At 74.8% G+C, this 23,597-nt stretch carries 19 protein-coding genes; 10 read left to right on the top strand and 9 right to left on the bottom strand.

From position 1 onward, the window contains the following. Positions 1 to 71 precede the first annotated feature (71 nt). A complete protein-coding gene (locus D6B71_RS08920) occupies positions 72 to 1,445 on the bottom strand; it encodes a GH1 family beta-glucosidase (protein WP_240641228.1) in 1,374 nt (457 codons plus the stop codon). A 16-nt stretch (positions 1,446 to 1,461) separates the two neighbouring features. Here D6B71_RS08920 and D6B71_RS22460 point away from each other — a divergent pair, with 16 nt between their 5' ends. Continuing rightward, positions 1,462 to 2,163, top strand: coding sequence for a pirin family protein (locus D6B71_RS22460; RefSeq protein WP_164519585.1), 702 nt, complete (start codon positions 1,462 to 1,464; stop codon positions 2,161 to 2,163). 69 nt (positions 2,164 to 2,232) lie between these two features. On the opposite strand, the gene D6B71_RS08910 is transcribed toward D6B71_RS22460, so the two are convergent. Further along, positions 2,233 to 2,742, bottom strand: coding sequence for an Lrp/AsnC family transcriptional regulator (locus D6B71_RS08910; RefSeq protein WP_240641227.1), 510 nt, complete (start codon positions 2,740 to 2,742; stop codon positions 2,233 to 2,235). Positions 2,743 to 2,851: 109 nt separating this feature from the next. Between D6B71_RS08910 and D6B71_RS08905 the strand changes: the two genes are divergently transcribed. Continuing rightward, the gene (locus tag D6B71_RS08905) at positions 2,852 to 4,009 is read left to right on the top strand and encodes a trans-sulfuration enzyme family protein (protein ID WP_121254442.1); all 1,158 of its coding nucleotides are present in this window, start codon (positions 2,852 to 2,854) and stop codon (positions 4,007 to 4,009) included. Positions 4,010 to 4,080: 71 nt separating this feature from the next. Here D6B71_RS08905 and D6B71_RS08900 read toward each other — a convergent pair whose 3' ends face one another. Both D6B71_RS08900 and D6B71_RS08895 read right to left on the bottom strand, forming a co-directional pair. Next, positions 4,081 to 5,001, bottom strand: coding sequence for a diacylglycerol/lipid kinase family protein (locus D6B71_RS08900; RefSeq protein ID WP_121254150.1), 921 nt, complete (start codon positions 4,999 to 5,001; stop codon positions 4,081 to 4,083). After that, complete coding sequence (locus D6B71_RS08895) at positions 4,998 to 6,581, bottom strand: FAD-binding oxidoreductase (protein WP_240641226.1); 1,584 nt, start codon at positions 6,579 to 6,581, stop codon at positions 4,998 to 5,000. Before D6B71_RS08895 ends, D6B71_RS08900 begins: the two co-directional genes overlap by 4 nt. A gap of 17 nt (positions 6,582 to 6,598) precedes the next feature. Between D6B71_RS08895 and D6B71_RS08890 the strand changes: the two genes are divergently transcribed. The 5 genes from D6B71_RS08890 to D6B71_RS08870 are packed head-to-tail and all read left to right on the top strand — an operon-like array spanning position 6,599 to position 11,612. Continuing rightward, positions 6,599 to 7,228, top strand: coding sequence for a TetR/AcrR family transcriptional regulator (locus D6B71_RS08890; RefSeq protein WP_121254148.1), 630 nt, complete (start codon positions 6,599 to 6,601; stop codon positions 7,226 to 7,228). Beyond that, complete coding sequence (locus tag D6B71_RS08885; RefSeq protein WP_121254146.1) at positions 7,225 to 8,829, top strand: glycerol-3-phosphate dehydrogenase/oxidase; 1,605 nt, start codon at positions 7,225 to 7,227, stop codon at positions 8,827 to 8,829. The genes D6B71_RS08890 and D6B71_RS08885 overlap by 4 nt, the downstream gene beginning before the upstream one ends. A gap of 51 nt (positions 8,830 to 8,880) precedes the next feature. Next, positions 8,881 to 9,957, top strand: a complete 1,077-nt coding sequence (locus D6B71_RS08880) for a sigma-70 family RNA polymerase sigma factor (RefSeq protein WP_121254144.1) — start codon at positions 8,881 to 8,883, stop codon at positions 9,955 to 9,957. Beyond that, entirely contained in the window at positions 9,954 to 10,595 is a 642-nt protein-coding gene (locus D6B71_RS08875) for a TIGR03086 family metal-binding protein (protein WP_121254142.1), read from the top strand. Before D6B71_RS08880 ends, D6B71_RS08875 begins: the two co-directional genes overlap by 4 nt. Before the next feature lie 9 nt (positions 10,596 to 10,604). Then, positions 10,605 to 11,612: a LuxR family transcriptional regulator gene (locus D6B71_RS08870; RefSeq protein ID WP_121254140.1), complete on the top strand. Its 1,008-nt coding sequence runs from the start codon at positions 10,605 to 10,607 to the stop codon at positions 11,610 to 11,612. Here D6B71_RS08870 and D6B71_RS08865 read toward each other — a convergent pair. Both D6B71_RS08865 and D6B71_RS08860 read right to left on the bottom strand, forming a co-directional pair. Then, positions 11,571 to 12,962, bottom strand: coding sequence for an MFS transporter (locus D6B71_RS08865; RefSeq protein ID WP_206051641.1), 1,392 nt, complete (start codon positions 12,960 to 12,962; stop codon positions 11,571 to 11,573). The genes D6B71_RS08870 and D6B71_RS08865 overlap by 42 nt on opposite strands. Before the next feature lie 286 nt (positions 12,963 to 13,248). Then, positions 13,249 to 14,283 (bottom strand): DUF2332 domain-containing protein, encoded by a 1,035-nt coding sequence (locus D6B71_RS08860; protein WP_121254138.1) that lies wholly within the window; start codon positions 14,281 to 14,283, stop codon positions 13,249 to 13,251. Between the two features lie 118 nt (positions 14,284 to 14,401). Between D6B71_RS08860 and D6B71_RS08855 the strand changes: the two genes are divergently transcribed. Beyond that, on the top strand, positions 14,402 to 15,397 hold the full coding sequence (locus D6B71_RS08855) for a hypothetical protein (protein WP_121254136.1): 996 nt from the start codon (positions 14,402 to 14,404) through the stop codon (positions 15,395 to 15,397). Positions 15,398 to 15,417: 20 nt separating this feature from the next. On the opposite strand, the gene D6B71_RS08850 is transcribed toward D6B71_RS08855, so the two are convergent. Continuing rightward, positions 15,418 to 16,875, bottom strand: coding sequence for an NAD-dependent succinate-semialdehyde dehydrogenase (locus tag D6B71_RS08850; RefSeq protein WP_121254134.1), 1,458 nt, complete (start codon positions 16,873 to 16,875; stop codon positions 15,418 to 15,420). A gap of 497 nt (positions 16,876 to 17,372) precedes the next feature. Between D6B71_RS08850 and D6B71_RS08845 the strand changes: the two genes are divergently transcribed. Then, positions 17,373 to 19,475 carry an elongation factor G-like protein EF-G2 gene (locus tag D6B71_RS08845; protein WP_338036789.1) on the top strand — a complete coding sequence of 701 codons (2,103 nt, stop codon included), beginning with the start codon at positions 17,373 to 17,375 and terminating at the stop codon, positions 19,473 to 19,475. Positions 19,476 to 19,568: 93 nt separating this feature from the next. Next, complete coding sequence (locus D6B71_RS08840; protein WP_121254130.1) at positions 19,569 to 20,573, top strand: NAD(P)/FAD-dependent oxidoreductase; 1,005 nt, start codon at positions 19,569 to 19,571, stop codon at positions 20,571 to 20,573. A gap of 42 nt (positions 20,574 to 20,615) precedes the next feature. On the opposite strand, the gene D6B71_RS08835 is transcribed toward D6B71_RS08840, so the two are convergent. Both D6B71_RS08835 and D6B71_RS08830 read right to left on the bottom strand, forming a co-directional pair. Next, on the bottom strand, positions 20,616 to 22,541 hold the full coding sequence (locus tag D6B71_RS08835) for a penicillin-binding transpeptidase domain-containing protein (RefSeq protein ID WP_121254128.1): 1,926 nt from the start codon (positions 22,539 to 22,541) through the stop codon (positions 20,616 to 20,618). A gap of 59 nt (positions 22,542 to 22,600) precedes the next feature. Beyond that, positions 22,601 to 23,581 (bottom strand): SGNH/GDSL hydrolase family protein, encoded by a 981-nt coding sequence (locus D6B71_RS08830; protein WP_121254126.1) that lies wholly within the window; start codon positions 23,579 to 23,581, stop codon positions 22,601 to 22,603. Positions 23,582 to 23,597: the final 16 nt, after the last annotated feature.

Genomic DNA, 23,597 nt, shown 5'->3' with positions numbered 1-23,597 from the left:
GTTTTCGGCCGTCCCAGCACCGCGGTACCTACCCGGACACCGCGTTACAGCTGGCGCCCCGCCGACCGACCTCAGCCGAGCGACCGGGGCTGGGCGGCGATCACCTCGGCGTACCAGTCGAAGGAGCGCTTGGGGGTGCGCTGCTGGGTCTCGTAGTCGATGTGCACCAGGCCGAACCGCTGGGTGTAGCCCTCGGACCACTCGAAGTTGTCCATCAGCGACCAGGTGTAGTAGCCGCGGATGTCGACGCCGCGCTGGATCGCGGTGGCCACCGCCCGCAGGTGGGCGTCGAGATAGTCGATGCGCGGCTGGTCGTCGACCACGCCGTGCTCGTCGGGGCCCATGTTGTAGGCGCAGCCCGACTCGGTGATGTGGATCGGCGGCAGCGCCGCGCGGTAGCGGGCCCGGAACGTGATCAGCCATTCGCGCAGCGCGTCGGGCACCACCGGCCAGCCGAAGTCGGTGGTCGGGTAGCCGACGAGCTCGCGGAACTCGAACGGCATCTCCGCGCCCTCGGCGGCCGCACCGACGCGCATCGGGTTGTAGTAGTTGACGCCGTAGAAGTCCAACGGCTGCCGGATCGCGGCCAGGTCGCCGTCGCGGACCACCTCCTCCAGCAGCGGGGCCAGGTCGGCCGGGTAGCGGCCCAGCAGCATCGGCTCGCTGAACATGCCGTTCCACAGCGCGTCGAACAGCTTCGTGGCGCCCACGTCGGCGGCGTCCTCGCTGGCCGGCCACATCGGGGCGTGGTTGTTGGCGCAGCCCACGCTGGTCGCGCCCGCGGCGCGCAGCGCCACCGCGGCCCGGCCGTGACCGAGCAGCAGGTGGTGGGCCACCGGCAGCGCGTCGAACATCAACGCCCGGCCGGGGGCGTGGATGCCGATGCCGTAGCCCATCAGCGTCACGACGTTCGGCTCGTTGACGGGGATCCAGTGCTCGACCCGGTCGGCGTACCGCTCGCCGGCGATCGCGGCGAACTCGGCGAACCGCTCGACGGTCGCCCGGTTCAGCCAGCCGCCGTCGTCCTCGAGCGCCTGCGGCAGGTCCCAGTGGTAGAGCGTCACCATCGGCTGCACGTCGTTCGCCAGCAGCTCGTCGATGAGCCGGTCGTAGAAGTCGAGCCCCTTCGCGTTCGGCGCGCCCGAGCCGGTCGGCTGGATGCGTGGCCAGCTCATCGAGAACCGGTAGCCGTCGGTGCCGAGTCGCTTCATCAGCGCCACGTCCTCGGCGTAGCGGTGATAGTGGTCGCAGGCGTCCGCGCCCGACGAGCCGTCCACGACACGGCCCGGCTCGGCGCAGAAGGTGTCCCAGATGCTCGGGCCGCGCCCGTCCTCGGTGGCGGCGCCCTCGACCTGGTACGCCGCGGTGCTGGTGCCGAAGCGGAAGCCCGGCGGCAGCTGTGGTGGCGGGAGCGGGTCCCCGGGCGGGGGTGTCTGGGCGGGCACGGGCACAATCTTCCACGTGGTGGTCGAGGTCCGCAGGGGTTCATCCCGCTTCATCTCCCGGCTCGACGGTGGCCAGACCCGGCACTCGTTCAGCTTCGGGGAGCACTACGACGCCGAACGGGTGCGGTTCGGGCCGATGGTCTGCCACGACGAGCACCATCTGGCCGGCGGCAAGGGCTTCGAGGCGCACAGCCACAGCGACGTCGAGATCGTCACCTGGGTGCTCACCGGCGCCCTCGAGCACGGCGACGACCGCGGCACCGCCGACAGCTCGGCTCGGGTCGAGCCCGGGACCGTCCAGGTGCTCGACAGCGGCCCCGGCGTCACCCACCGCGAGGTGGCGGTGGCCGACGTGGGCCCGACCCGCTTCGTGCAGGTCTGGCTGAGCCGCGACGTGCCTGCCACCGAGCCGTCGTACTCCCTGGCGGCCGCGCCGCTGGAGCCGGGGGTGCTGACCGTGGTCGCCGGGGCGGGCGGGGCGGTGCCGCTACGCACGCCCGGCGCGACGTTCCGGGTGGCCCGGCTCGAGGGCGGGCAGACGCTGACCCTGCCCGACGAGGCGCGCCAGCACGTCTTCGTGGCCCGCGGGGCACTGCTGCGCTCCTCGCTGGCCGAGCCGCTCGCCGAGGGCGATGCGTTCCTGATCACCGACGACCCGGGCCGGCAGGTCACCGCGGCCGTGCCGAGCGAGCTGCTGGTGTGGTCGTTCGCCGGGTGAGGCGCGGCAGTTCCGTCGGTCCGGTGTGACGCCTGGGACGACGCCCCACGTCATCCGGCCGCGCCGGGCTCAGACCTCCGGCAGCAGCCGCCGCCCGGGGGTGGCGTGGAAGACCAGCGAGGTCTCGGCGTGGACCACCCCGGGACGCACGGTGAGGTGGTCGAGCACGAAGTCGCGCAGCGCCTCCGGGGTCTCGGTGGCGACGTGGACGATGAAGTCGTCGGCGCCGGAGACGTTGTAGGCCGCGATCACCCCCGGCAGCCCGGTCACCTCCCGGGCGAAGGCGTCGACGTCGCTGCGCAGGTGGCCGGCGAAGCGCAGCGACACCATCGCCTGCACCGGCAGCCCGAGGCGGGCCAGGTCGACCGTCGCGGTCACCCCGGTGAGGATGCCGCGCTCGCGCAGGCGGCGCAGGCGGGCCACGCACGTCGACTCGGCGATCCCGGCCGCCCGGGCGAGCGCCGCGTTGGCGGCGCGGCCGTCGCGCAGTAGCTCGGCGACCAGCACCCGGTCGACCTGGTCGAGCACCGGCGGGGTGCGGGGCGGCGGGCCGGGGGCCCGTGCACGATCGTCGGCCACGACGGCGAGCGTAGCCGTCGGGTCGTCGTGATCCGCGGTCTTCGCCACCATGAACCGAGGATTCTTCGGAACTGTTCTCTCAGAACCACGGGTGGCGCACGCTGGGGAGATGAACCGGCTCGACACCGACGCAGTCCACCTCGCCCGCGAAGACCTCGCCGCGCTCGGCGTGCACGTGCCCTCCATCGACCTGTCGACCACCTACCCGCTGCCCTCGGTCGAGGCCGGCGGCGCGGCGTACGACCGGCTGGCCGGCGGCGCCCGGCCCGAGGCGGGCGACTCGCTGGTCTACCAGCGGCTCTGGAACCCCAACGTCGACCGGTTCGAGCGGGCCGTCGCCGGGCTGGAGCGACTGCCCGCCGCGGTCGCGTTCGCGACCGGGATGGCCGCGCTGAGCGCGACCCTCGTCGCCACGGTGAGTGCCGGGCGGCCGCACGTGGTGGCGGTGCGCCCGCTCTACGGCGGCACCGACCACGTGCTGGCCAGCGGGCTGCTCGGCACGCAGGTCAGCTGGGCCACCGCCGACCGGGTCTCCGAGGCGATCCGCCCCGACACCGGCCTGGTGGTCGTGGAGACGCCCGGCAACCCGACGCTCGACCTGGTGGACCTGCGCGACGTGGTGGCCCAGGCCGGCGACGTGCCGGTGCTGGTCGACAACACCTTCGCCACCCCGGTGCTGCAGCGCCCCGCCGACCATGGGGCGGCGCTGGTGCTGCACTCGGCCACCAAGTTCCTCGGGGGGCACGGTGACGCCATGGGCGGGGTCGTCGCGGCGGGCGAGGAGTGGGTGGCCCGGCTGCGCGGCGTCCGCGCGCTGACTGGTGGGCTGCTGCATCCGCTGGCCGCCTACGAGCTGCACCGCGGGGTGCAGACGCTGCCGGTGCGGGTGCGCGCCCAGCAGGAGACCGCGGCGGCGCTCGCCGACCGCCTGGCCGGCCATCCCCGGGTGCGGCGGGTCCTCTACCCCGGCCTGAAGGAGTGCGACCCCCATGGCCTGGTCGGCACCCAGATGGCCGGCCCGGGCTCGATGCTCGCGTTCGAGCTCGCCGGGGGGTACGCCGCCGCGGCGGCCACGGCGGGCGGGTGCGCGCTGATCACCCACGCGGTCTCCCTCGGCGGGGTGGACACGCTGGTCCAGCACCCGGCCGGGCTCACGCACCGGCCGGTGGCCGCGGCCGCCCGTCCGGACGCGGCGTTGCTGCGGCTCTCGGTGGGCCTCGAGGACGTCGAGGACCTGTGGGCCGACCTGGAGCAGGCCCTCGGCTGACCCGGTGCCGCCGACCCGTCGAACGTTCCGCGACACGCCGCCAAACTGCGGGAATCTGTGACGGGTCGGCGTCAGGCCAGGATGCGCAGGACGCCCGGTCGGACCTCGACCACCAGCGGCGGGTCGGCGAGCCCGGGCAGGTCGCCCAGCGGCTCACCATCACCGCCCACCGGCACCGGCACCTTCGCGTCGGCGCGCACCTCGACCCGGCGTCCGGTCAGCGTGGTGACCTCGGGCAGCGCGACGTGCCCGCCGTCGTAGACCTTCGGCAGCGACCGGATCAGGGAGACCCGCGAGGCCGCCTCGATCACGACCACGTCGAGCCGGCCGTCCTCGACCGCCGCCAGCGGCGCGATCTTCATGCCCTTGCCGTAGAAGGCGGAGTTGGCCACCACGACCGTCGCGGCGGCGTACCGGTGGGAGACGCCGTCGACGACCACCTCGACGTCGGCCGGGCGGTAGGCGGCGAGCGCGCGCACCGCGGCGACGGGGTACTGCAGCCGCTGCGGCAGGCGGCGGGACCTCGCCACGATCGCCGCCGCGCGGGCGTCGACCCCGCAGTAGACCGAGCCGGCGACGGCCCGCGGGGCAGCTCCCGGGAAGGTGGCGCCGAGCAGGTCGACCGAGCGCTCGCTGCCCTCGAGCAGGAGCCGGGCCTGCGCCTCGGGCTCGGTGGGCAGGTCGAGCATCCGCGCGAAGTCGTTGCCGCGGCCCGCCGGCAGCACCGCGAGGGTGCCGTCGAGCTCGGCGACCTCGCCGGCCAGCGAGGCCAGCATCCCGTCGCCGCCGACCGAGACGACGACGTCGCCGCGGTCGACCGCCTGCCGCACCAGGGCCGTCATCGCCCGAGGCCCCGGCGAGTAGGTCACCTCGACGGCAGCACCCGCCTCACGCAGCAGCCGGGCCACCGGCACGACGGCCTCCGGCGCGGCACCGCCGCCGGCGCCGGGGTTGACCAGGAACGAGAACGAGCGGACCGCGGTGGAGCTCATGGCACCAGCACCCCCGGGTTGAGCACGCCGGCCGGGTCGAGCTCCCGCTTGACCGCCCGCAGCACCGCGACCCCCAGCTCGCCGATCTCGTCGGCCAGCCAGGGCCGGTGGTCGGTGCCGACCGCGTGGTGGTGGGTGATCGTCGCCCCGGCGGCGACCATCGCGTCGGTGGCGGCGGCCTTGGCGGCCCGCCAGCGGGCCAGCGGCTCCTCGCCCTCCGGCGCGGCCACGGTGAAGTAGAGCGAGCAGCCGGTCTCGTAGACGTGGGAGATGTGCGCCAGCACCATCACCGGCTGGCCGAGCGAGGCCTCCAGCGCGTTGCGGACGTCGGCGTGGAGCCGCTCCAGACCGGACCAGAAGGTCGCGCTCTCGAGGGTCTCGACCAGCACGCCGGCGTCGAGCATGGCGTCGCGCAGGTACGGCGCGGCGAACCGGCCGTGGGCCCAGGAGCGGCCCGGCTCCTCCCCCAGCGGGATGCCACCGAGGCCGGTGAGCAGTGCCTCGACCGCGGTGCGGCGGGCGTCGACCGCGGCCCGGTCGCCCTCGTGGCCGACCAGCATCAGGCAGCCGGCGGCGTCGCTGCCGCCGATGGCGCCGGGGTCGGCGAGGTTGATCGCGGTCTCGGCCTCGTCGGAGAGCCGGAGCACGGTGGGCTGCAACCCGGCCTGGACCAGCCTGCGCACGGCCGCGGCGCCGGCCGCGAACGACGGCCACCGCCATCCCTCGTAGACGCGGACCGCGGGCGCCTTGCGCACCCGCACGGTCACCTCGGTGATCACGCCGAAGGCCCCCTCGGAGCCGAGCACCAGCTGGCGCAGGTCGGGCCCGGCCGCACTGGCCGGTGCGTGCCCGAGCCGGAGCTCGCCGACGGGGGTGGCGACCCGCAGCGCCACCACGAGCGCGTCGAAGCGGCCGTAGCCGGCGCTGGACTGCCCGCTGGACCGGGTGGCGGCGAAGCCGCCGATGGTGGCGTACTCGAAGGACTGGGGGTAGTGGCCGATGGTGAGCCCCTCGGCGGCGAGCAGGGCCTCGGCCTCGGGACCGCGCAGGCCGGGCTCGAGGGTGGCGGTCATCGACTCGCGGTCGACGGCGATCAGGCGCTTGAGCCGCACCAGGTCGAGGCTGACCACGCCGGCGAAGCCCTCGCGGCGCGCGACCAGGCCGCCGGTGACGCAGGTGCCGCCGCCGAACGGCACCACCGCCACCCCGGCCCGGGTGGCCCAGGCGAGCAGGGCGGCGACCTCGTCGTGGTCGGCGGGGCGGACCACGACGTCGGGGGCGTCGCTCAGGTCACCGGCGCGGGCGAGCAGCAGGTCGGGGGTGGACTTGCCCCGGGTGCGCAGCCGCCGGGTGGCGTCGTCGGCGAGCACGTGCTCCTCGCCGAGGATCTCGCGCAGCTCGGCGAGCAGGTCGTCGCTCAGGCCGCAGGGCGGCAGGGTCACCTGCTCGACCGCGGGACGCTCGTGCACCCCGAACGCGAGGTCGACCAGTCCCCGGGCGGACTCGGGCAGCGGCGCGGCCAGGGCGGGGTCGCCCCACCGTTGCGGGTGCATCTCGGGGGTCTGCGTCGACGCGGTCATGTGTTACAGTGTGACACATGACGTCACAGCGTCACAACAGTCCGGACCAGCCGGTCGTGCCCGTCGCCTCGCTCCGGCAGTCGCCCCGCGACGGCTACCTCGACGCCGCCCGCGAGTGCATCCTCGACGTCGGCTGGCGGCGCACCACCCTCACCGAGGTGGCCCGCCGGGCGGGGGTGTCGCGGATGACCATCTATCGCACCTGGGCCGACATGCCGAAGCTGCTCGGCGACCTGATGACCCGTGAGTGGACCGCGGTCATCGAGGCCGCGGTCGCCGCCCAGGACCCGGCCCGGCCCGCCGTCGACCGGATGGTCGACAGCATCGTCGCCACCGTGCGTCACCTGCGCGAGAACGAGCTGTTCGTGCGCATCGTGGAGCTCGACCCCGAGCTGCTGCTGCCCTACCTGCTCGCCCGCCGCGGGCGCACCCAGGACCTCATCCTCGGCCTGGTCGCCGACGCCGTCCGCACCGGTCAGGAGGCCGGGGAGGTGCGCGCCGGCAACCCCGTCGCGATCGCCCGCGGGCTGCTGCTCGCCGCCCACGGGTTCGTCCTCTCGGCGCACACGATGGTCGACGACGAGGTGACCGAGGAGGAGCTCGACGCCGAGCTCACCGCGCTGATGACGAAGGCGGTGCTTCCATGAGCACGCACGCAGGCCGGGCGCCCGGCCAGGACGCCGGCCGGCCGGCCACCCGCATCGCCGCCGGCCTCGCCGACCTGCCCGACACCGTCGACCTGGTGGTGATCGGCCTCGGCGTCACCGGCGCCGGGGTCGCCCTCGACGCCGTCACCCGCGGGCTCACCGTGCTGGCGGTCGACGCCCACGACCTCGCCTTCGGCACCTCGCGCTGGTCCTCGAAGCTGGTGCACGGCGGACTGCGCTACCTCGCCAAGGGCCAGGTGGGGGTGGCCCACGAGAGCGCCGTCGAGCGCGGCGTCCTGATGGAGGTCACCGCGCCCCACCTGACCCGCCCGATGCCGATGCTGCTGCCGCTCAACTCCAGCGTCACGCCGCCGCTGGCGGCGCTGACCCGGGCCGGGCTGCTCGCCGGCGATGCCCTGCGGTTCGGCGCCCGCACCTCCTCCGGCACCCTCCCGCGGCCGCGTCGGCTGACCGCGACCGAGACGCTCGGCCTCGCGCCGGCACTGCGGCCCGCCGGGCTGCGCGGCGGGCTGCTGTCGTGGGACGGCCAGCTCGAGGACGACGCCCGCCTGGTCACCACGATCGCGCGCACCGCCGCCGACCACGGCGCCCACGTGCGCACCCGCGCCCGGGTGCTCGAGGCCTCGGGCAGCGGCGTCCGCCTGCGCGACGAGCTGACCGGCACGACCACGACGGTGGCCGCCCGCTCCGTCGTGAACGCCACCGGCGTCTGGGCCGGCGGCCTGGCCGACGACATCGCCCTGCGCCCCAGCCGCGGCACCCACCTGGTGCTCCGGCGCCAGACGCTGCCCGGCCTGCAGGTCTCGGTCTTCGCCCCGATCCCGGGAGCCACCAACCGGTTCGTGCTGGTGCTGCCCCAGCCCGACGACACCGTCTACGTCGGCCTCACCGACGAGCCCGCCGACGGCGACATCCCCGACGTGCCGCAGCCCACCGAGCCCGAGATCGGCTTCCTGCTCGACGTCGTCGGCGCCGCGTTCGCCCACCCGCTGCACCGCGACGACGTCGTCGGCGCGTTCGCCGGCCTCCGCCCGCTGCTCGACCTGCCCGGCCGCGAGGGCGCCACGGCCGACCTCTCCCGCCGGCACGCCGTGCACACCGGCGCCGACGGCCTGGTCACCGTCGTCGGCGGCAAGCTCACCACCTATCGCCGGATGGCCGAGGACGCCGTCGACGTCGCCGTGCGCATGGGGCGGCTCACCGCCGGCCCGTGCCGCACCCGCACCACCCGGCTGGCGGGCGCGGCACCCCGGCCCGCTCTGGCCTCCCTCGAGCACCCCGAGCGGCTGGTGCGCCGCTACGGCGCCGATGCCGGACTCGTGCTCGAGACCGCCCGCGAGGTCACCGGACTCAGCGACGACGACCTGCTCGCGCCCGCCACCGAGCAGATCCCGGTGACACTGGCCGAGCTGGTCTTCGGGGTGACCCACGAGGGCGCCGTCGACGTCGACGACCTGCTCGAGCGGCGTATCCGCGTCGGGCTGGTGCCCGCCGACCTCGAGCTCACTCGTCCGCTCGCCGAGCGAGCGCTGACGCTGGCCGGCATCGGTGATCGGCGGTATCTCGACGCCGACCGATGATTTTCTCCATCGACGGGGGTCGGTCCGGGGGAGCAGACTGAAGGAGCCCCCATGGTTGCACCCACGGCGCTGGAGACCACCCCCATGACCCCCACCTCCCCACCGAGCCCGACCCGCACGGCCCCCGACCCGGCAGGACCTGCCGGTGAGCTGTCGGACTTCTCCGCCCTGACCGAGCGCTACCAGCGCGAGCTGCTGGCCCACTGCTACCGGATGAGCGGGTCGGTCCACGAGGCCGAGGACCTCGTCCAGGAGACCTTCCTGCGCGCCTGGAAGGCCTCGGCCGACTTCCAGGGCCGGTCGTCGGTGCGCACCTGGCTCTACCGGATCGCCACCAACGTGTGCCTGACCAACCTCGAGGGTCGGCCCCGCCGGCCGCTGCCCACCGGTCTCGGCACCCCCGACTCCCCCGCGGGCTCGGAGCTCGAGCAGAGCACCGAGGTCGCCTGGCTCGAGCCGGTGCCCGACGCCGCCGTGGTCGTCGAGGAGCGCGACTCGATCCGGCTCGCGTTCGTCGCCGCCCTCCAGCACCTCCCGGCCCGACAGCGGGCGGTGCTGATCCTGCGCGACGTGCTGCGGTGGTCGGCCGCCGAGACCGCGGTCGCCCTCGACACCACCTCCGCAGCAGTGAACTCCGCCCTGCAGCGGGCGCACGCCCAGCTCGCCGGCCGCGGCCTCACCGCCGAGACCGTGCAGCCCGACCTCAACGAGGCCCAGCAGCAGCTCTTGGACCGCTACGTCGACGCGTTCTGGCGCAAGGACGTCGACGAGATCGTCAGCCTGCTGACCTCCGAGGCGATCTGGGAGATGCCGCCGTTCCTGAACTGGTACGTCGGCGCCGACAGCATCGCCGACCTGATCAGCAACCACTGCCCCGGCGGCTGGAACGACATGCCGATGCTGCGCACCTCCGCGAACGGCCAGCCGGCGTTCGGCCTCTACATGCGCTCGCCCGGCGACGGGGACTTCCGGCCGTTCCAGCTGCAGGTCCTCGAGCTCGACGGTGCCCGGGTGCAGCACGTGCACGCGTTCTTCGACACCGCGCTGTTCGCGAAGTTCGACCTGCCGGAGCGGCTGGGCGCCGACTACCGTCCCGGCGACCATCCCCTGAGCCTGGTTCCGAGGTGAGCCGGGAGCTCGACGCGGCCGTCGAGCTCCTGGACCGGTCGCTGGCCTACACTCGCGTGGCGCTCGCCGGCGTGACCTCCGACGACCTCGGCCGGAGCACGCCCTGCGCGGGCTGGTCGCTGGCGCGGCTGTTGGCCCACATGGAGGACGCGCTCGACGCGTTCACCGAGGCCGCCGGCGGGGCGGTGGGTGCCGAGGGGCCGGCCGACCGGACCGGCGCCCGCGTCGATCGGTTGCAGGCCAAGGCCTGCCGGCTGCTGGGCTCCTGGACGACGCTCTCGGCGGCGGTCGGGGCCGGCCACTCCGGGGGCGGGAGCGTCGCGGTCGGCGACCGGTTCCTGGCCGCCCCACTCCTGGTCGGCGCCGCAGCGCTCGAGATCACCGTGCACGGCTGGGACGTCGGCCGGGCCACCGGGCGCGGCGGCCCGGTGCCAGAGTCACTCGCGTCGGAGCTGCTCGAGGTCGCCGCGGTCGTCGTGCCCTCCCAGCGGCGCGACGGACGGTTCGGCGAGCCGGTGCCGCTGCCGGCCGGGGCCGACGCCGCCGACCTGCTGCCGGCGTTCCTGGGCCGCCACCCATCTGGTCCACCGTCGGGCAATCCCCTGGTTCCCGCCCCACCCGGGCCGCCGGGTTCTTAGCCTGAGGCCATGCAGGCGACGGGGAACGCGCTCCGAGTGCCCGCGCCCCGGCGCGGTGGCTCCGGCGTCCCCGAGGCGCGCGCGCTGATGCGCCAGGGCAGGCTCACCGAGGCGCTCGGCGCCCTGGCCACGCTCTCCGAGTCGCGACTCACCGAGGACGACCTCGCGCTGGCCCGCGCCGCACGGGTGGAGTGCCTCCTGGCCCGCGGCGAGCTCACGGCCGCGATGCTGGCCGGCGACCAGCTGACGCCGCTGCTGCAGCGCCCGTCGTACGCCGGCGCCGTGGCCCAGCACGCCCGCGCGGAGCTGGCCGCCGCCATGGGCGAGTTCGACGTCGCGCTCGAGGGCTACCTCGCCGTCGGCTCGCTGCCGGCCTGGGGCGATCACGGTCCCGACGGCGACAGGTCGCTGCCCTGGCGCTGCGGCGCGGCGCTGGTGCTGCTGCACCTGGGCCGGGGGCGCGAGGCCGCCCTGCTCGCCCGCGAGCAGGTCGACGCCGCCCGGGGCTCGGCGTACGACCGGGCGCTGGCCCTGCGCACGCTGGCCACCGCCGACGTGACCGTCGACCGGGTCGCCACGCTCCGGCTGGCGCTGGACGCGCTCGAGCCGGTGCGGGCAGACCGGCTGGCCGCCCAGATCGGCACCGACCTGGCCGGCCTGCTGCTGCTCTCGCCCGCCGTGGCGCCGGCGCAGCTCGCCGAGGCGGTGCGACTGTTGCGCGCCGCCGAGAGGTACGCCGGGCGGCAGGAGCTCTGGCCCCTGCAGGGCCGGGTGCGGCGGCTGCTCGAGCGGGTCGGCGAGGATCCGCAGCCGGTGCAGTCGGAGGCGATGGCGGCGCTCACAGCCGGGGAGCGCCGGGTCGCCCGGCTGGCCGCCGAGGGGCTGACCAACCGGCAGATCGCCGCCCAGCTCGTGATCACCGTGAAGGCGGTCGAGTGGCACCTCTCCCACGTCTATCGCAAGCTGGGGATCCGCTCACGCACCCGGCTGGCCAGCGCACTCGGGCTGCCCGCCTGAGCCCGACAGCGGCTCCGGCTCGTCGCGCAGGGGGTGGGCCAGCTCGTCGGCCGGCAGCCGCGCGGCGACCACCGCCACCACGGCGAACACCACCGGTGCCGTGCCGGCGAGCAGGAACGTCGTGCGGAGCCCCAGGACCTCGCTGACCGGGCCGGCCAGCGCCATCGAGACCGGCATCAGGCTGACGGAGACGAAGAAGTCGAGCGAGGCGACCCGGCCCAGCATGTGGGGCGGGACCCGGCGCTGCAGCAGCGTGCCCCAGATGACCACCGGCGCGGAGAACGCGGCGCCGAGCACGAGCGCGGCTGCGACGACCATCCACAGCTCGGTGGCCACCCCCATCACCGCCAGCGGCAGGCACCCCACCCCCCAGAGCAGGTTCATCCAGGTCAGGTAGCGGCGCGGCATGCGCAGCGAGGCCATCACCATCGACCCCACGGCGCCGCCGACGCCGAACGCGGCGAGCACCCACGCGTGGCCGCCGGGGCCGCCACCGAGCCGGTCCTTGACGATGAACGGCACCAGCACCTCGAGCGGCCCCATCATCACCAGGATCATCAGCGAGGCGAACAGCAGCGTGGCCAGCAGCCAGGGCGTGGCCAGCATGTAGCCGAACCCCTCGCGCATGTCGCGCAGGGCCGAGACCACCGGGTTGGCCGGCCCGGCGCCGGCGGAGGCGTCGCGACGCACCGGCGTCAGCGGCACCCAGGTGAGGGCGACCAGTCCGGCGGCGGCCGCCGACGCGGCCACCGACACCGCCGCGCCGGCCGAGACGGCACCGACCACCGCACCGGCCACCGCCGGCCCCAGGGCGTTGCCGATCGTGGGCCGGACCATGCCCTCGAAGCCGTTGACGGCCATCAGGTCGGACTCGGGCACCAGCGCCGGCAGCCAGGCGGAGTAGGCGGGGTAGTAGAAGGCCATGCCCACGCCGGTGAGGAAGGTGATCACCGCGAGATGCCACAGCTGGGTGAGGTCGGCGAGCGAGAGCGCCGCCACGACCGTCATGCCGCCCAGCTCGAGCGAGGCGACCCCGAGCAGGATCAGCTTCTGGGGGACCCGGTCGGCCACCACCCCACCGAGCAGCGCCGGCAACAACACCCCCACCGCGCTGGCGGTGGTGACGACCGACAGCTGGGCAGGGCCGCCGCCGATCCGGATGACCTCCCACACCAGGGCCACCACCCACACGCCCGAGGCGAACGTCGAGAGCACCAGCGCCGCGGCCAGCCGGCGGTAGGGAGGGTGCCGGAAGGGCGTGAGCGCCCGAGGAAGCCGCCGGGCCGGCGCCGGATCCGGGGTCGGCCGGGCCGGCGCCGGCGGCATCGTCGGCTGGCTCGTCTCGCTCATCGGTGGATCCTCCCCCGCCGCCCCACGGTGACCGCCGGCACGTCGGCCGGCGGGCGGGCCCCCCGAGGGCCCCGGGCGGCAGTCAACACGTGGGGACCGACACCGTCGAACGGATTCATCGGTGACCACCCGGGCACGGCCCGCGCCGCACCACGCGTCGTCCGCCCTCCGGCGGAGTCGAGACCGGGGAGGCTGATCGCTCGCATGCGAGCATCAGACAAGTTCGAGCGCACTCGAGGTCAACGCGGAGGCCGACGCAGCCGGCCACGACCTGGCCAGGGTCTGGTCAGCCGGCGGTGCCGAACCAGTGCATCGAGCGACCGTGACCATGGGTCCAGGCCACCGCGCGGCCGTCGACGCCCAGCACGAAGTCGGTGGAACGGTCGACCGCGGGAGGTGCGCTCGCCGTCACCTCGGGCACCACGTTCGGGCCCTCGTTGCTGACCCAGTGACAGGTGCCCGCCGCCACCAGCTCGGCCATCGTGGCCGCGAACGCCCGGCGGTCGGGCTCGTCGAGGTAGGCCACGACCGCGCTGTGGAACACCACCACCGGGCCCTCGGCCGTCGTCGCCACCTGCTCGACCAGTCCCACCAGCCCGGCGAGGTCGCCGCGCAGGTCACCGGCGACCAACCGCGGCGGCTCGCGCCGCAGCACACGGACGGCCTCGGACAGTCGCTCGCGCCGGTCCTCGTGCTCCGGCCACACCAGGGTGGAGAGCCAGCCCAGTTGATCGTCGTCGGTGACGTCGACCGGAGACAGGTCGAGTCCGTGGCGGGCCGCGACCCGTGGTGGCCGGCCCGGCAGCGGCGCCGGCCCGGTGACCTCGCAGCTCAGCCGGGGCCCGTCGGCGGGGTGCCCGGGCGGCGCCGCATGCACCTCGCCCTCGGCCGTCCGCCAGGTGTAGGCCCAACGGTCGGGATAGAGGCAGAGGCCGGCACTGGCCCCGGCCTCGACGAGGGTGAGCGGGGCCTCGCCCGCGGCCGACGAGATCACCGACAGCGCCGGCACCAGGGTGGCCAGCCGGCCCACCTCGTTGGTCTGCGTGGCCCGGGTGGAGATCGTCGCCCGGATCTCGCCGCCGTCGCCGAGCAGGGCGGCGCGGAGTCCGGCGTACGGTCCCGGGGCCGGCACGCCGTGGTGGCGAGCGGCCGCGAAGACCAGGTTCGGCTGTCGCTTCAGGGGTGGCAGCCGCTCCAGCCACGCCACCACGTCGGCGTCGTCGGCGACGCCACGCGCCCACTCCTCGAAGCACGGCGACTCGCCCTCGGCGTACGCCGCGAACTCCAGATAGCCGGCGCGCACGTCCTGGTAGGGCTCCATGACGGCATCCTGCCGCACCGGCGGGTGGCCGGGTGTGACGAGATTGCTGGGTGGAGTTGCCGGGCAGATCGGACGGTTCCTCGCGCACACCGCCGCGGCGACTGGGAGCATGGAGGGCATGGCGGTCCTGGGGGTGACACGCCGGCACCACGCCGGCCGTCACCCGCTGACCGCGGTGGCGCTCGTGGGGCTGCTCGCGCTCGGCGGCTGCGCCGGCGAGGCCGACCGGGCCCGCAGTGCCGGGGCGCGCCTGAGCCAGGTCGAGGGCGTGGCCCAGGCCGAGGTCGACCCACCCGGAGACGACCGGCTGGCCCGGCTCTCGGTGATGGTCGAACCCGACATCACCGCGGCCGTGGCCGGGTCGGTGCTGGCCGCCATGGCGGAGGCCGCCCAGAACGCCGGCTACGTCAGCTACACCCTCGAGATCGCCCGCGGGGACGGCGACCTGCTGCTCGCCGACGAGAGTCTCGTCGACGAGCCCCGCCGGATCGCGCTGCTGCGCGGCTGGCTGCGGCTGGCCGACGCGCTGGACGGCGGCCTGGTCCTGGACCGGACCTCGGCCGGCAACGTGGTGCAGGTGTCCGCCGAGACGGTGGCGCTCGACCTGGCCGAGGCCGCCGACGTCGAGCTGCCCGGACCCCGCACCGAGTGGCGGTTCAGCACCGACGACGGCAGCCTGGCGCTGGTCGGGAACCCCACCGACGCCGACCTGCGCGCCGCCCGCCGGGTCCCCGCGACCGTCACCTCACCCGGGTTGCCGCTCCCGGCCGACCGGTGGGGGCTCGGCCGGTTCGACGGCGGCTACCAGCTGGACCTGTGGCTGCGCGTTCCCGGCGCGGACGCACCGGCGGACCTCTCGCCGCGCAGGTTCGGCGAGCGCATCGCCCCGCTGGCCCGCGGGGCGCTGGAGGCCTTGCGACCCGCGCGCTCGGTCACGCTGCGGCTGCACGCCGGCGGCGAGGATCCCGGCGGCGCCGACGACCTGTTCGGTTGGTGGTCGACCTCCGGCACCGCCGAGCCGGGGCGAGACCTGCTCGGCCGCGGCTGGGACGCCTGGCTGCGCGATCTGCTCGAGCCGCGCGACGACCGCACCCGCCCGGTCCGCGGGCGCTGAGCGACCCGCCGGAGCAGCCTTCAGCCGCCGGGGAGCGCGACGTAGGTGGTGTCGAGGTACTCCTCGATCCCCTCGAAGCCGCCCTCCCGGCCGAACCCGCTCGCCTTCACCCCGCCGAACGGTGCAGCGGCGTTGGAGATCAGGCCGCTGTTGACGCCCACCATGCCGAACTGCAACGCCTCCGCGAGCCGGATGGTCCGGGCCAGGTCGCGGGTGAAGACGTAGGAGGCCAGGCCGTACTCGGTGTCGTTGGCGCGGGCCACCGCCTCGTCCTCGGTGTCGAAGACGGTGATCGGTGCGACCGGTCCGAAGATCTCCTCGGCGTTGATGTCGGATCCGGCCGGGACGTCAAGCAGCACGGTGGGCTCATAGAAGTGGCCGGCACCCTCGGGAGCGGTGCCGCCGACCACGACCCGGGCGCCGTCCTCGACCGCGGCGCCGACCAGCCGCTCGACGGTGCGCACGGCCTTGTCGGTGATCAGCGGGCCGACATCGACGCCGTCGTCCTGGCCTCGGCCGACTCGCAGCGCACCCATCCGGGCGGCCAGCTGCTCGGCGAACTCCTCGGCGACGGCGCGGTGCACCAGGAACCGGTTGGCGGCGGTGCATGCCTCACCCATGTTGCGCATCTTCGCCACCATCGCCCCGTCGACGGCGGCGTCGACGTCGGCGTCCTCGAAGACCAGGAACGGCGCGTTGCCGCCGAGCTCCATGCTCACCCGCTGCAGCTGGTCGGCGGCCTGCTTGACCAGCACCTTGCCGACGGCGGTGGACCCGGTGAAGCTGACCTTGCGCAGCCGGTCGTCGGCCATCAGCGCCTCGCTGACCGCGGCGGCGTGGGTGGTCGGCACCACGTTCAGCACGCCTGGGGGAAGCCCGGCCTCGGTGAGCAGTGCCGCGAGCGCCAGCATGGTCAGCGGCGTCTCGTGGGCGGGCTTGACCACCATCGTGCAGCCGGCGGCCACGGCCGGGCCGATCTTGCGGGTGCCCATCGCCAACGGGAAGTTCCACGGGGTGATGAACAGGCACGGCCCGACCGGCCTCTTCAGGGTGAGCAGCCGACTCCCACCGGCGGGGTTCTGCATCCAGCGGCCGTGGATGCGCACCGCCTCCTCGGCGTACCAGCGGAAGAACTCGGCCCCGTAGGCGACCTCGCCCCGCGCCTCGGCGACGGTCTTGCCCATCTCGAGACTCATCACCCGGGCGAAGTCGTCGGCCCGGGCGGTGATCAGCTCGAAGGCCCGGCGCAGGATCTCGCCGCGCTCCCGCGGCGGGGTGCGCGCCCAGTCGGACTGGGCGGCGACCGCGGCGTCGAGCGCCTCGACAGCATCGGCGACCGACCCGTCGGCCACCTCGGTCAGGACCGAGCCGTCAGCGGGATCGTGCACCTCGAACCGGGCACCGCCGTCGGCGTCGCGCCACTCGCCACCGACGAACAGGCGGCACTGCTCGGGGGCCGGGAACTCTAGACCAGTCATGGGCCACACCCTGTCATCCAGGGCAGTTGGAACAAATGCGGGACAGACCACCTACCCCGTGGAATCCTGTGGTTGTCGACTTCGGAGGGAGCACCGCGAAGGCGGCACTGAACCCCTTGCTGACCCCATGCAGCGAGGGGTTCGCCTCGTACCGGCCGCGCCGCGTCCCCACCGCGCCGCGGCCGGTCCGCATTTCCGGGCCCGCCACGTGGGGTCCCGGCCTCCGCTCCGGTCGCGTCATCCGCCCTGGTCGTGCTCCCGCGACGTCGTACGTTCCGGTCGCCCCGGCAGCCACCTCGTACGACGTCCCCGGTGACGTCGTACGAACCGGTCGCTCGGACGACCGCCTCGGATGACGCAGCCGGCGGCGTCCCGGGACCATCGACCCTTGCCCCGCGCCGCGAAGAGGAGTTGCCTGATCCAAACGGCCCGGACCGGGCTCCCGCGGCGACCCAACGCTCCTGGCCCACCGGGCGTGACGACGGTGGCAGCAGGAGGTGCTGGCAGTGGCAGACAAGGGAAATGCGCGTAGACCAGCGGGCCAGGATCTGGAGGCGAGCAGCCCCGATCGGATCCGCAACGTGGTGCTCGTCGGACCCGCCGGGTCCGGCAAGACCACCCTCGTGGAGGCGCTGCTCGCCTCGGCCGGAGCCGTGCCACGCGCCGGAAGCGTGCGCGACGGCACCACCGTCACCGACTTCGAGGACGCCGAGAAGGCGCACGGCCGCTCCATCTCCCTGGCCGTCGCGCCCGTCGTCCACGAAGGCATCAAGATCAACCTGATCGACACCCCCGGCTACGCCGACTTCGTCGGTGAGCTGCGCGCGGGGCTGCGCGCCGCCGACTGCGCGCTGTTCGTGATCGCCGCGAACGAGGACATCGACGCCGGCACGCGGGCGATCTGGCGCGAATGCGCCGACGTCTCCATGCCGCGGGCCGTGGTGGTCACCAAGCTCGACCAGGCCCGGGCCCACTACGAGGAGCTGCTCGCGCAGGCGCAAGCCGCGTTCGGCGAGAAGGTCGTCCCGGTCGTCGAGCCGGTGCGCAGCGGGGAGGAGGTCACCGCCGTCGCCCGGCTGCTGGCTCCCGACGGCAACCCCGACCTGCGCGGTCCGCTCATCGAGGCGGTCATCGAGGAGTCCGAGGACGAGGGCCTGATGGACCGCTACCTCGGCGGTGAGGAGATCGCCGAGGACGTGCTGGTCGCCGACCTCGAACGCGCCGTCGCCCGGGCGACGTTCTTCCCGGTGCTTCCGGTCTGCGCGATGACCGGCGTCGGGTGCACCGAGGTGCTCGACCTCGCCACCCGCGGCTTCCCCTCACCGTCCGAGCACCCCTCCCCGGAGGTGTTCCACCCCGAGGGCAAGCCCGCCGACCCGGTCACCTGCGACCCCGCCGGCCCGCTGGTGGCGGAGGTCGTGAAGACGACCAGCGACCCGTACGTCGGCCGGCTGAGCCTGGTGCGGGTCTTCTCCGGCACGCTCACCGCCGAGCAGCCCGTGCACGTGTCCGGCCATTCGGCGGCGTTCTTCGGCGACGGCTCCACCCACGAGGACCACGACGAGGACGAGAAGGTCGGGGGGCTGAGCCACCCGTTCGGGCGCACCCAGCTGGGCACCACGACGGTGGTCGCCGGCGACATCGCCGCCGTGGCCCGGCTGACCCGGGCCGAGACCGGTGACACGCTCTCGGCGATCGACACACCCCGGGTGTTGAAGCCGTGGTCGCTGCCCGAGCCGCTGCTGCCGGTGGCGGTGGTGGCCCGCAGCAAGGCCGACGAGGACAAGCTCTCCCAGGCGCTGGGTCGCCTGGCGGCCGAGGACCCGTCGCTGCGGGTGGAGAACAACCCCGAGACCCACCAGCTGGTGCTGTGGACGATGGGTGAGGCGCACTCACAGGTGCTGCTCGAGCGGCTGGCCGAGCGCTACAGCGTGAACGTCGACGAGGTGCCGGTCGTGGTGCCGCTGCGCGAGACGTTCGGCGGCAGCGCCAAGGGCAAGGGGCGCCACGTGAAGCAGTCCGGCGGCCACGGCCAGTACGCCGTGTGCGACATCGAGGTCGAGCCGCTGCCACAGGGCGGCGGGTTCGAGTTCGTCGACAAGGTGGTCGGCGGCTCGGTGCCGCGGCAGTTCATCCCGAGCGTCGAGAAGGGGGTGCGCGCCCAGATGGAGCGGGGCGTGCGCAACGGCTACCCGGTCGTCGACCTGCGGGTGACGCTGACCGACGGCAAGTCGCACGCGGTGGACTCCTCCGACATGGCCTTCCAGACCGCGGGGGCGCTGGCGCTGCGTGAGGCGGCGGCGGCCACCTCGATCTCGATGCTCGAGCCGTTGGACACGGTCACCGTGGTGGTGCCCGACGAGCTGGTGGGGCCGGCGATGAGCGACCTGTCCGCGCGTCGAGGGCGGCTGCTAGGCACCGACAAGGTCGGTGAGGACCGCACCGCGATCCGCGCCGAGGTGCCGCAGACCGAGCTGGTGCGGTTCGCCGTCGACCTCCGCTCGGCGACGCACGGCGCCGGCACCTTCACCCGCACCTTCGCCCGCTACGAGCCGATGCCGGAGGAGGTCGGTCGCACGGTTACCCCGCGCGAGAGCTGAACCCCGAGTCGCCGACCGCGGGCCTGCGGGGCGGCCGGCCGCACATGCCGGCCGGCCGTCCTGGGCACCCGGTCGGTCGAGGAGAGGGGACCGATGGACGAGGCGACGACTTCCCGCGGGGCGGCCGGCTCCGGCGACGGCACCGCGATCCGCCACGACGTCGTGGTGGTGGGCGGTGGCCCGGCGGGCATGCAGGCGGCGCTGACGCTGGCCCGGATGCACCGGCGGGTGCTGCTGCTCGACGCCGGCGCGGGGCGCAACGCGGCCACCGCCGCGATGCACAACTTCCTCACCCAGGACGGCCGGTCGCCCGAGGAGTTCCGGGCGGCGGGACGCGCCGACCTGGCGAAGTACCCGCACGTCGAGGTCCGCGAGGTCGCCGCCGTGGACATCGCACCCGATCTCCCGGCCGAGCCGCGCGAGGGCGCAGGCTTCCGCGTCGACCTCGCCGACGGCGGGCCGGTGCGCTGCCGCAAGCTGCTGCTGGCCACCGGGCTGCGCGACGAGCTGCCCGACGTGCCGGGCCTCGAGGAGCTGTGGGGGTCGCTGGTGCTGCCCTGCCCCTACTGCGACGGGCACGAGCAGAGCGGCAAGCACGTGGCGGTGCTGGGCGAGGGACCACACGCGGTGCGACTGGCGCTGCTGATGCAGCGGTTCACCGACCGGGTGACGGTGCTGCTCGGAGGTGGAACGCTGCGCGACCAGGACTCGGCGACGCTCGAGTCCGCCGGCATCCCGGTGCGCACCCAGCCGGTGAGCGAGGTCGTGGCGGCCCCGGCCGGCGCCCGGGTGGTCTTCGGCGACGGTGTCGACCAGGTCGTCGAGGCCATCGTGCTCGCGGCGGCGGCCACCCAGGCCGCGCCCGTCGCCGGCCGGCTCGGCCTCGACACCGTCGAGGGCGACTGCTGCGTCGCCGTCGACGGGGTGGGCCGGACCAGCCTGCCGGGCGTCTACGCGGCAGGCGACATGGCCCGCTGCAGCGAGGCGCCGCTGATGGAGGCGTCGGTGCTGGCGGCCGCGGCGTCGGGGCAGCTGGCCGCCACCGTCTGCGACCTGGACCTGCTCTCCGAGGACACCGGGGTGGCACAGGTGCCCTGACCCGTCCCGGTGGTCGAGCGCACCGAGACCCAGGACCGTGCCTCAGCCGCCGACGCCGATCGCGCCGGCGGCCCGCAGGAACGACTCGAGGATCGGGCCGGCGGTGCCGGAGCCCGAGGCGCCCTCCTCGACGAACACGGCGACGGCGAGGTCGCCCTGGGCGGCGACCATCCAGGCGTGGGTGCGCAGCCGGCCGCCGCGCTCGAACTCGGCGGTGCCGGTCTTCGCGATCGCCGGTGACCCCGGCAGATCCGCGAGCCCGGCACCGCTGCCGGTGGTGACCACGCCGCGCAGCATGGCCCGCAGCGCGTTCGCCTCGTCACCGGTGAGTGGCGCGACTCCGTCGGGCGCGGACACCTCGACCTGCTCGAGGAGCCGGGGCACGACCAGCTCGCCGCGCTGCACCGACCCGATCACCGCCGCCATCGCCATCGGCGAGGCGAGCACCTTGCCCTGACCGATCAGGTCGGCGGCCAGTTCGACGTCGGACGCCGGCGGCGGCACGCTGCCGAAGTACGCCGGGAAGCCGAGGTCGTGGTCGACGCCGAGGCCGAGCGACGCGGCGGCGCCGGCGAGGTCGTCGGCGCCCAGCCGGCCGGTCTGCGCGACGAAGGCGGTGTTGCAGGAGTGGGCGACCGCGGTGCGCAGCGCGATCCTGCCCACCGCCGAGGAGGGGTAGTCGTCGTAGTTCTCGAACTGCTTGCCCTCGACCGTGGTGGTGTCGGGGCACTCGAGGGGGGAGTCGGGGGTGAGCCCACTGCGCAGCAGGGCCAGGCTGCTGACGATCTTGAAGGTCGACCCGGGCGCGAACTGGCCGAAGCTGGCCATGTTGTAGCCCTCGGTGCCGGGCCCGTTGGCGACCACCAGCAGGTCGCCGGTGCTGGGTCGCAGCGCGACGAGCGCGCTCGCGGGCCGGACCTGCGCCAGCAGCCGCTCGGCCTCGCGCTGCAGGTCGAGGTGGAGGGTCAGCCGGAGCGGCCGGCCCGGCCGGGCGGGCACCCGGAACAGCTCCCGCTCGTCCTGCTGCTCGTCGCGAGCGAGGACGACCGCGCCCGGCCGGCCCTGCAGCTGCTCGTCGTAGCGGGCCTGGAGCCCGGACAGGCCGGCCCGGTCGCCGAGCTGGTAGCGCTCGGGCTGCTCCTCGATCATCTCGGCGGTGACCTCGCCGACGGAGCCGAGCAGCGGAGCGGCGAACTCGGGGGTGGGCGCGAGCGGCAGCTCGTCGGCCAGCGCCAGCACGCCGGGGATCAGCTCGTAGCCCTCCTCCACCCGGGCGGGCAGCTCGTCGGCGCGGAACACGATGGCCTCGACGAAGGCCCGGTCGCCGGCCGCCTCGACCCGGTCGACGTAGGGGGCGACGTCGATGCCGACCAATCGGGCGAGCTGGCCGGCGGCGGCCCCCGCGCGCCGCTCGGGCACCTGGCTGCGGTCGATGCCGAACCGGACCACGGGTCGCGCCGTGACCAGCGCCCGGCCGTCGGCGCCGAGCACGTCGCCCCGCTCCGCACCCTCGGTCGAGAGGGCGAGCACCTCGTGCTCCTTGAGGCTCGGGTGCACCAGCGACGGTGACCAGCCGGCCTGCCACTCGTCGTCGACCAGGGTGAGCCGGGTCTCGACCGGATAGCTCCACATCTTGTCGGCGACCGGCCAGCTCCAGGTCAGCTCCACCCGGGCGGAGTCGTCGCCGTCGACCACCTCGGTGACCTCGACGCTCGGCTCGGTCTCGCCCATGCCCTCGGTGACGAGGTCGAGGGCGGCGGAGGCGTCGGGTCCGTCGGTGGCCCGGAAGTCGACGCCGTCGAGGTCGCCGGCGGACAGCGCGGCGGCCAGCTCGCGGGCGGCCTCGGCGGCCTCAGCGCCGTCCGGCGGATCGGCGTCACCCTCGCAGGCGGAGAGCCCCAGGGCGAGCGCCGCGCCGAGGAGGGTGGCGACGGCACGTCTGGGGGTCCGGACGGGAAGACGAGGCATGTCCCCCTTCTACCAGTTCGGACCCCCGCCGGCCGCGTCGACGAGCGGCCGAGCATCGGTCAGCGCGCGCCGGCGACCTGCGGGGCGCGGAACGTCTTCTGCTCGATGGCGGCGTCACGATCGGCGTACCGACGCTGGAGCGCGGCCTGCTCGTCGGCGTCCGCAAGGGCGGCGCGAACGGTGGCGGGGCCGACCCGGGCCGGCGCTCCGGTGAGCAGCTGGGCGACCAGGGGGGTGTAGCCGGAGGCGTGGCCGAGCCGGTTGGGGTGGTAGCTCTCTGCGATCGGGTTCGACAGCCCGTTGATCCACTCGGGGTTGTCGCACACGGCGTGGCCGACGAACGCCGACGTGGGGTTGGCGAAGCCGAAGCCGCGAGCCGACGCGGCGGCCGCCAGCCGGCTGTTGAGCTGGTCGGCGGTCTGGTTGAGCCGGGTCTGCTCGGCGGGGGAGAACCAGGTGAGGGCGTTGCAGTCCTCGCCCATGAACACCCGCGGGTAGCCGACGACCACGACCCGGGCGTTGGGCGCCAACGTGTGGATCTCGGCGTAGAGCGACGACAGCGCGGCCGGGAGGGTGCCGGCGATGTAGGACTGGGCGCCGTCGATGGCGGCGTTGCAGCTGCTCATCCAGCCGGGCATCGCGCACTCGGTGAGCACGTCGACGAAGCCGGCGTCGTTGCCGCCGACGGAGATCGTCACGTAGCGGGTGGCGGTGGAGAGCGCGCCGAGCTGGGTGGACCGGACGTCGCCGATGCGGGCGCCGGAGCAGGCCCGGAAGTTCAGCGCGTAGCCCTTCTGGGCGGCGATCAGGCTCGGGAACGCGTACGCCGAGCGCTGGCAGTCGCTGCCGTCGTCGAGGTAGGCGCGGGTGCCGGTGCCGGAGGAGTAGGAGTCGCCGAGGGCGACGTAGGGCGGCGGGGCCGCCGCGGCGGGCGCGGCGGTGGTGACCGCGGCGAGGGCGGCGGCTCCTGCCGTGGCGAGGACGGTGAGGAGCAGGGCGAGCAGTCGGCGCGCGCGGGCGCCGAGCAGACGGAGGTGCATTCGTTCTCCCGAGAGT

The sequence above is a fragment of the Nocardioides ferulae genome, assembly GCF_003660455.1.
GTDB classification, from domain to species: Bacteria; Actinomycetota; Actinomycetes; order Propionibacteriales; family Nocardioidaceae; genus Nocardioides; species Nocardioides ferulae.
The sequence above is the reverse complement of the archived record's forward strand: the minus strand, read 5'-3'. Positions and strand labels throughout refer to the sequence as shown.

What these genes read in the sequence shown, in the direction of transcription:
- D6B71_RS08905 (WP_121254442.1), top strand. Translation starts at nt 2,852, where the DNA reads ATGAACCGGCTCGACACCGACGCAGTCCACCTCGCCCGCGAAGACCTC.
- D6B71_RS08900 (WP_121254150.1), bottom strand. Translation starts at nt 5,001, where the DNA reads ATGAGCTCCACCGCGGTCCGCTCGTTCTCGTTCCTGGTCAACCCCGGC.
- D6B71_RS08895 (WP_240641226.1), bottom strand. Translation starts at nt 6,581, where the DNA reads ATGACCGCGTCGACGCAGACCCCCGAGATGCACCCGCAACGGTGGGGC.
- D6B71_RS08890 (WP_121254148.1), top strand. Translation starts at nt 6,599, where the DNA reads ATGACGTCACAGCGTCACAACAGTCCGGACCAGCCGGTCGTGCCCGTC.
- D6B71_RS08885 (WP_121254146.1), top strand. Translation starts at nt 7,225, where the DNA reads ATGAGCACGCACGCAGGCCGGGCGCCCGGCCAGGACGCCGGCCGGCCG.
- D6B71_RS08880 (WP_121254144.1), top strand. Translation starts at nt 8,881, where the DNA reads ATGGTTGCACCCACGGCGCTGGAGACCACCCCCATGACCCCCACCTCC.
- D6B71_RS08870 (WP_121254140.1), top strand. Translation starts at nt 10,605, where the DNA reads ATGCAGGCGACGGGGAACGCGCTCCGAGTGCCCGCGCCCCGGCGCGGT.
- D6B71_RS08865 (WP_206051641.1), bottom strand. Translation starts at nt 12,962, where the DNA reads ATGAGCGAGACGAGCCAGCCGACGATGCCGCCGGCGCCGGCCCGGCCG.
- D6B71_RS08860 (WP_121254138.1), bottom strand. Translation starts at nt 14,283, where the DNA reads ATGGAGCCCTACCAGGACGTGCGCGCCGGCTATCTGGAGTTCGCGGCG.
- D6B71_RS08855 (WP_121254136.1), top strand. Translation starts at nt 14,402, where the DNA reads ATGGCGGTCCTGGGGGTGACACGCCGGCACCACGCCGGCCGTCACCCG.
- D6B71_RS08850 (WP_121254134.1), bottom strand. Translation starts at nt 16,875, where the DNA reads ATGACTGGTCTAGAGTTCCCGGCCCCCGAGCAGTGCCGCCTGTTCGTC.
- D6B71_RS08840 (WP_121254130.1), top strand. Translation starts at nt 19,569, where the DNA reads ATGGACGAGGCGACGACTTCCCGCGGGGCGGCCGGCTCCGGCGACGGC.
- D6B71_RS08835 (WP_121254128.1), bottom strand. Translation starts at nt 22,541, where the DNA reads ATGCCTCGTCTTCCCGTCCGGACCCCCAGACGTGCCGTCGCCACCCTC.
- D6B71_RS08830 (WP_121254126.1), bottom strand. Translation starts at nt 23,581, where the DNA reads ATGCACCTCCGTCTGCTCGGCGCCCGCGCGCGCCGACTGCTCGCCCTG.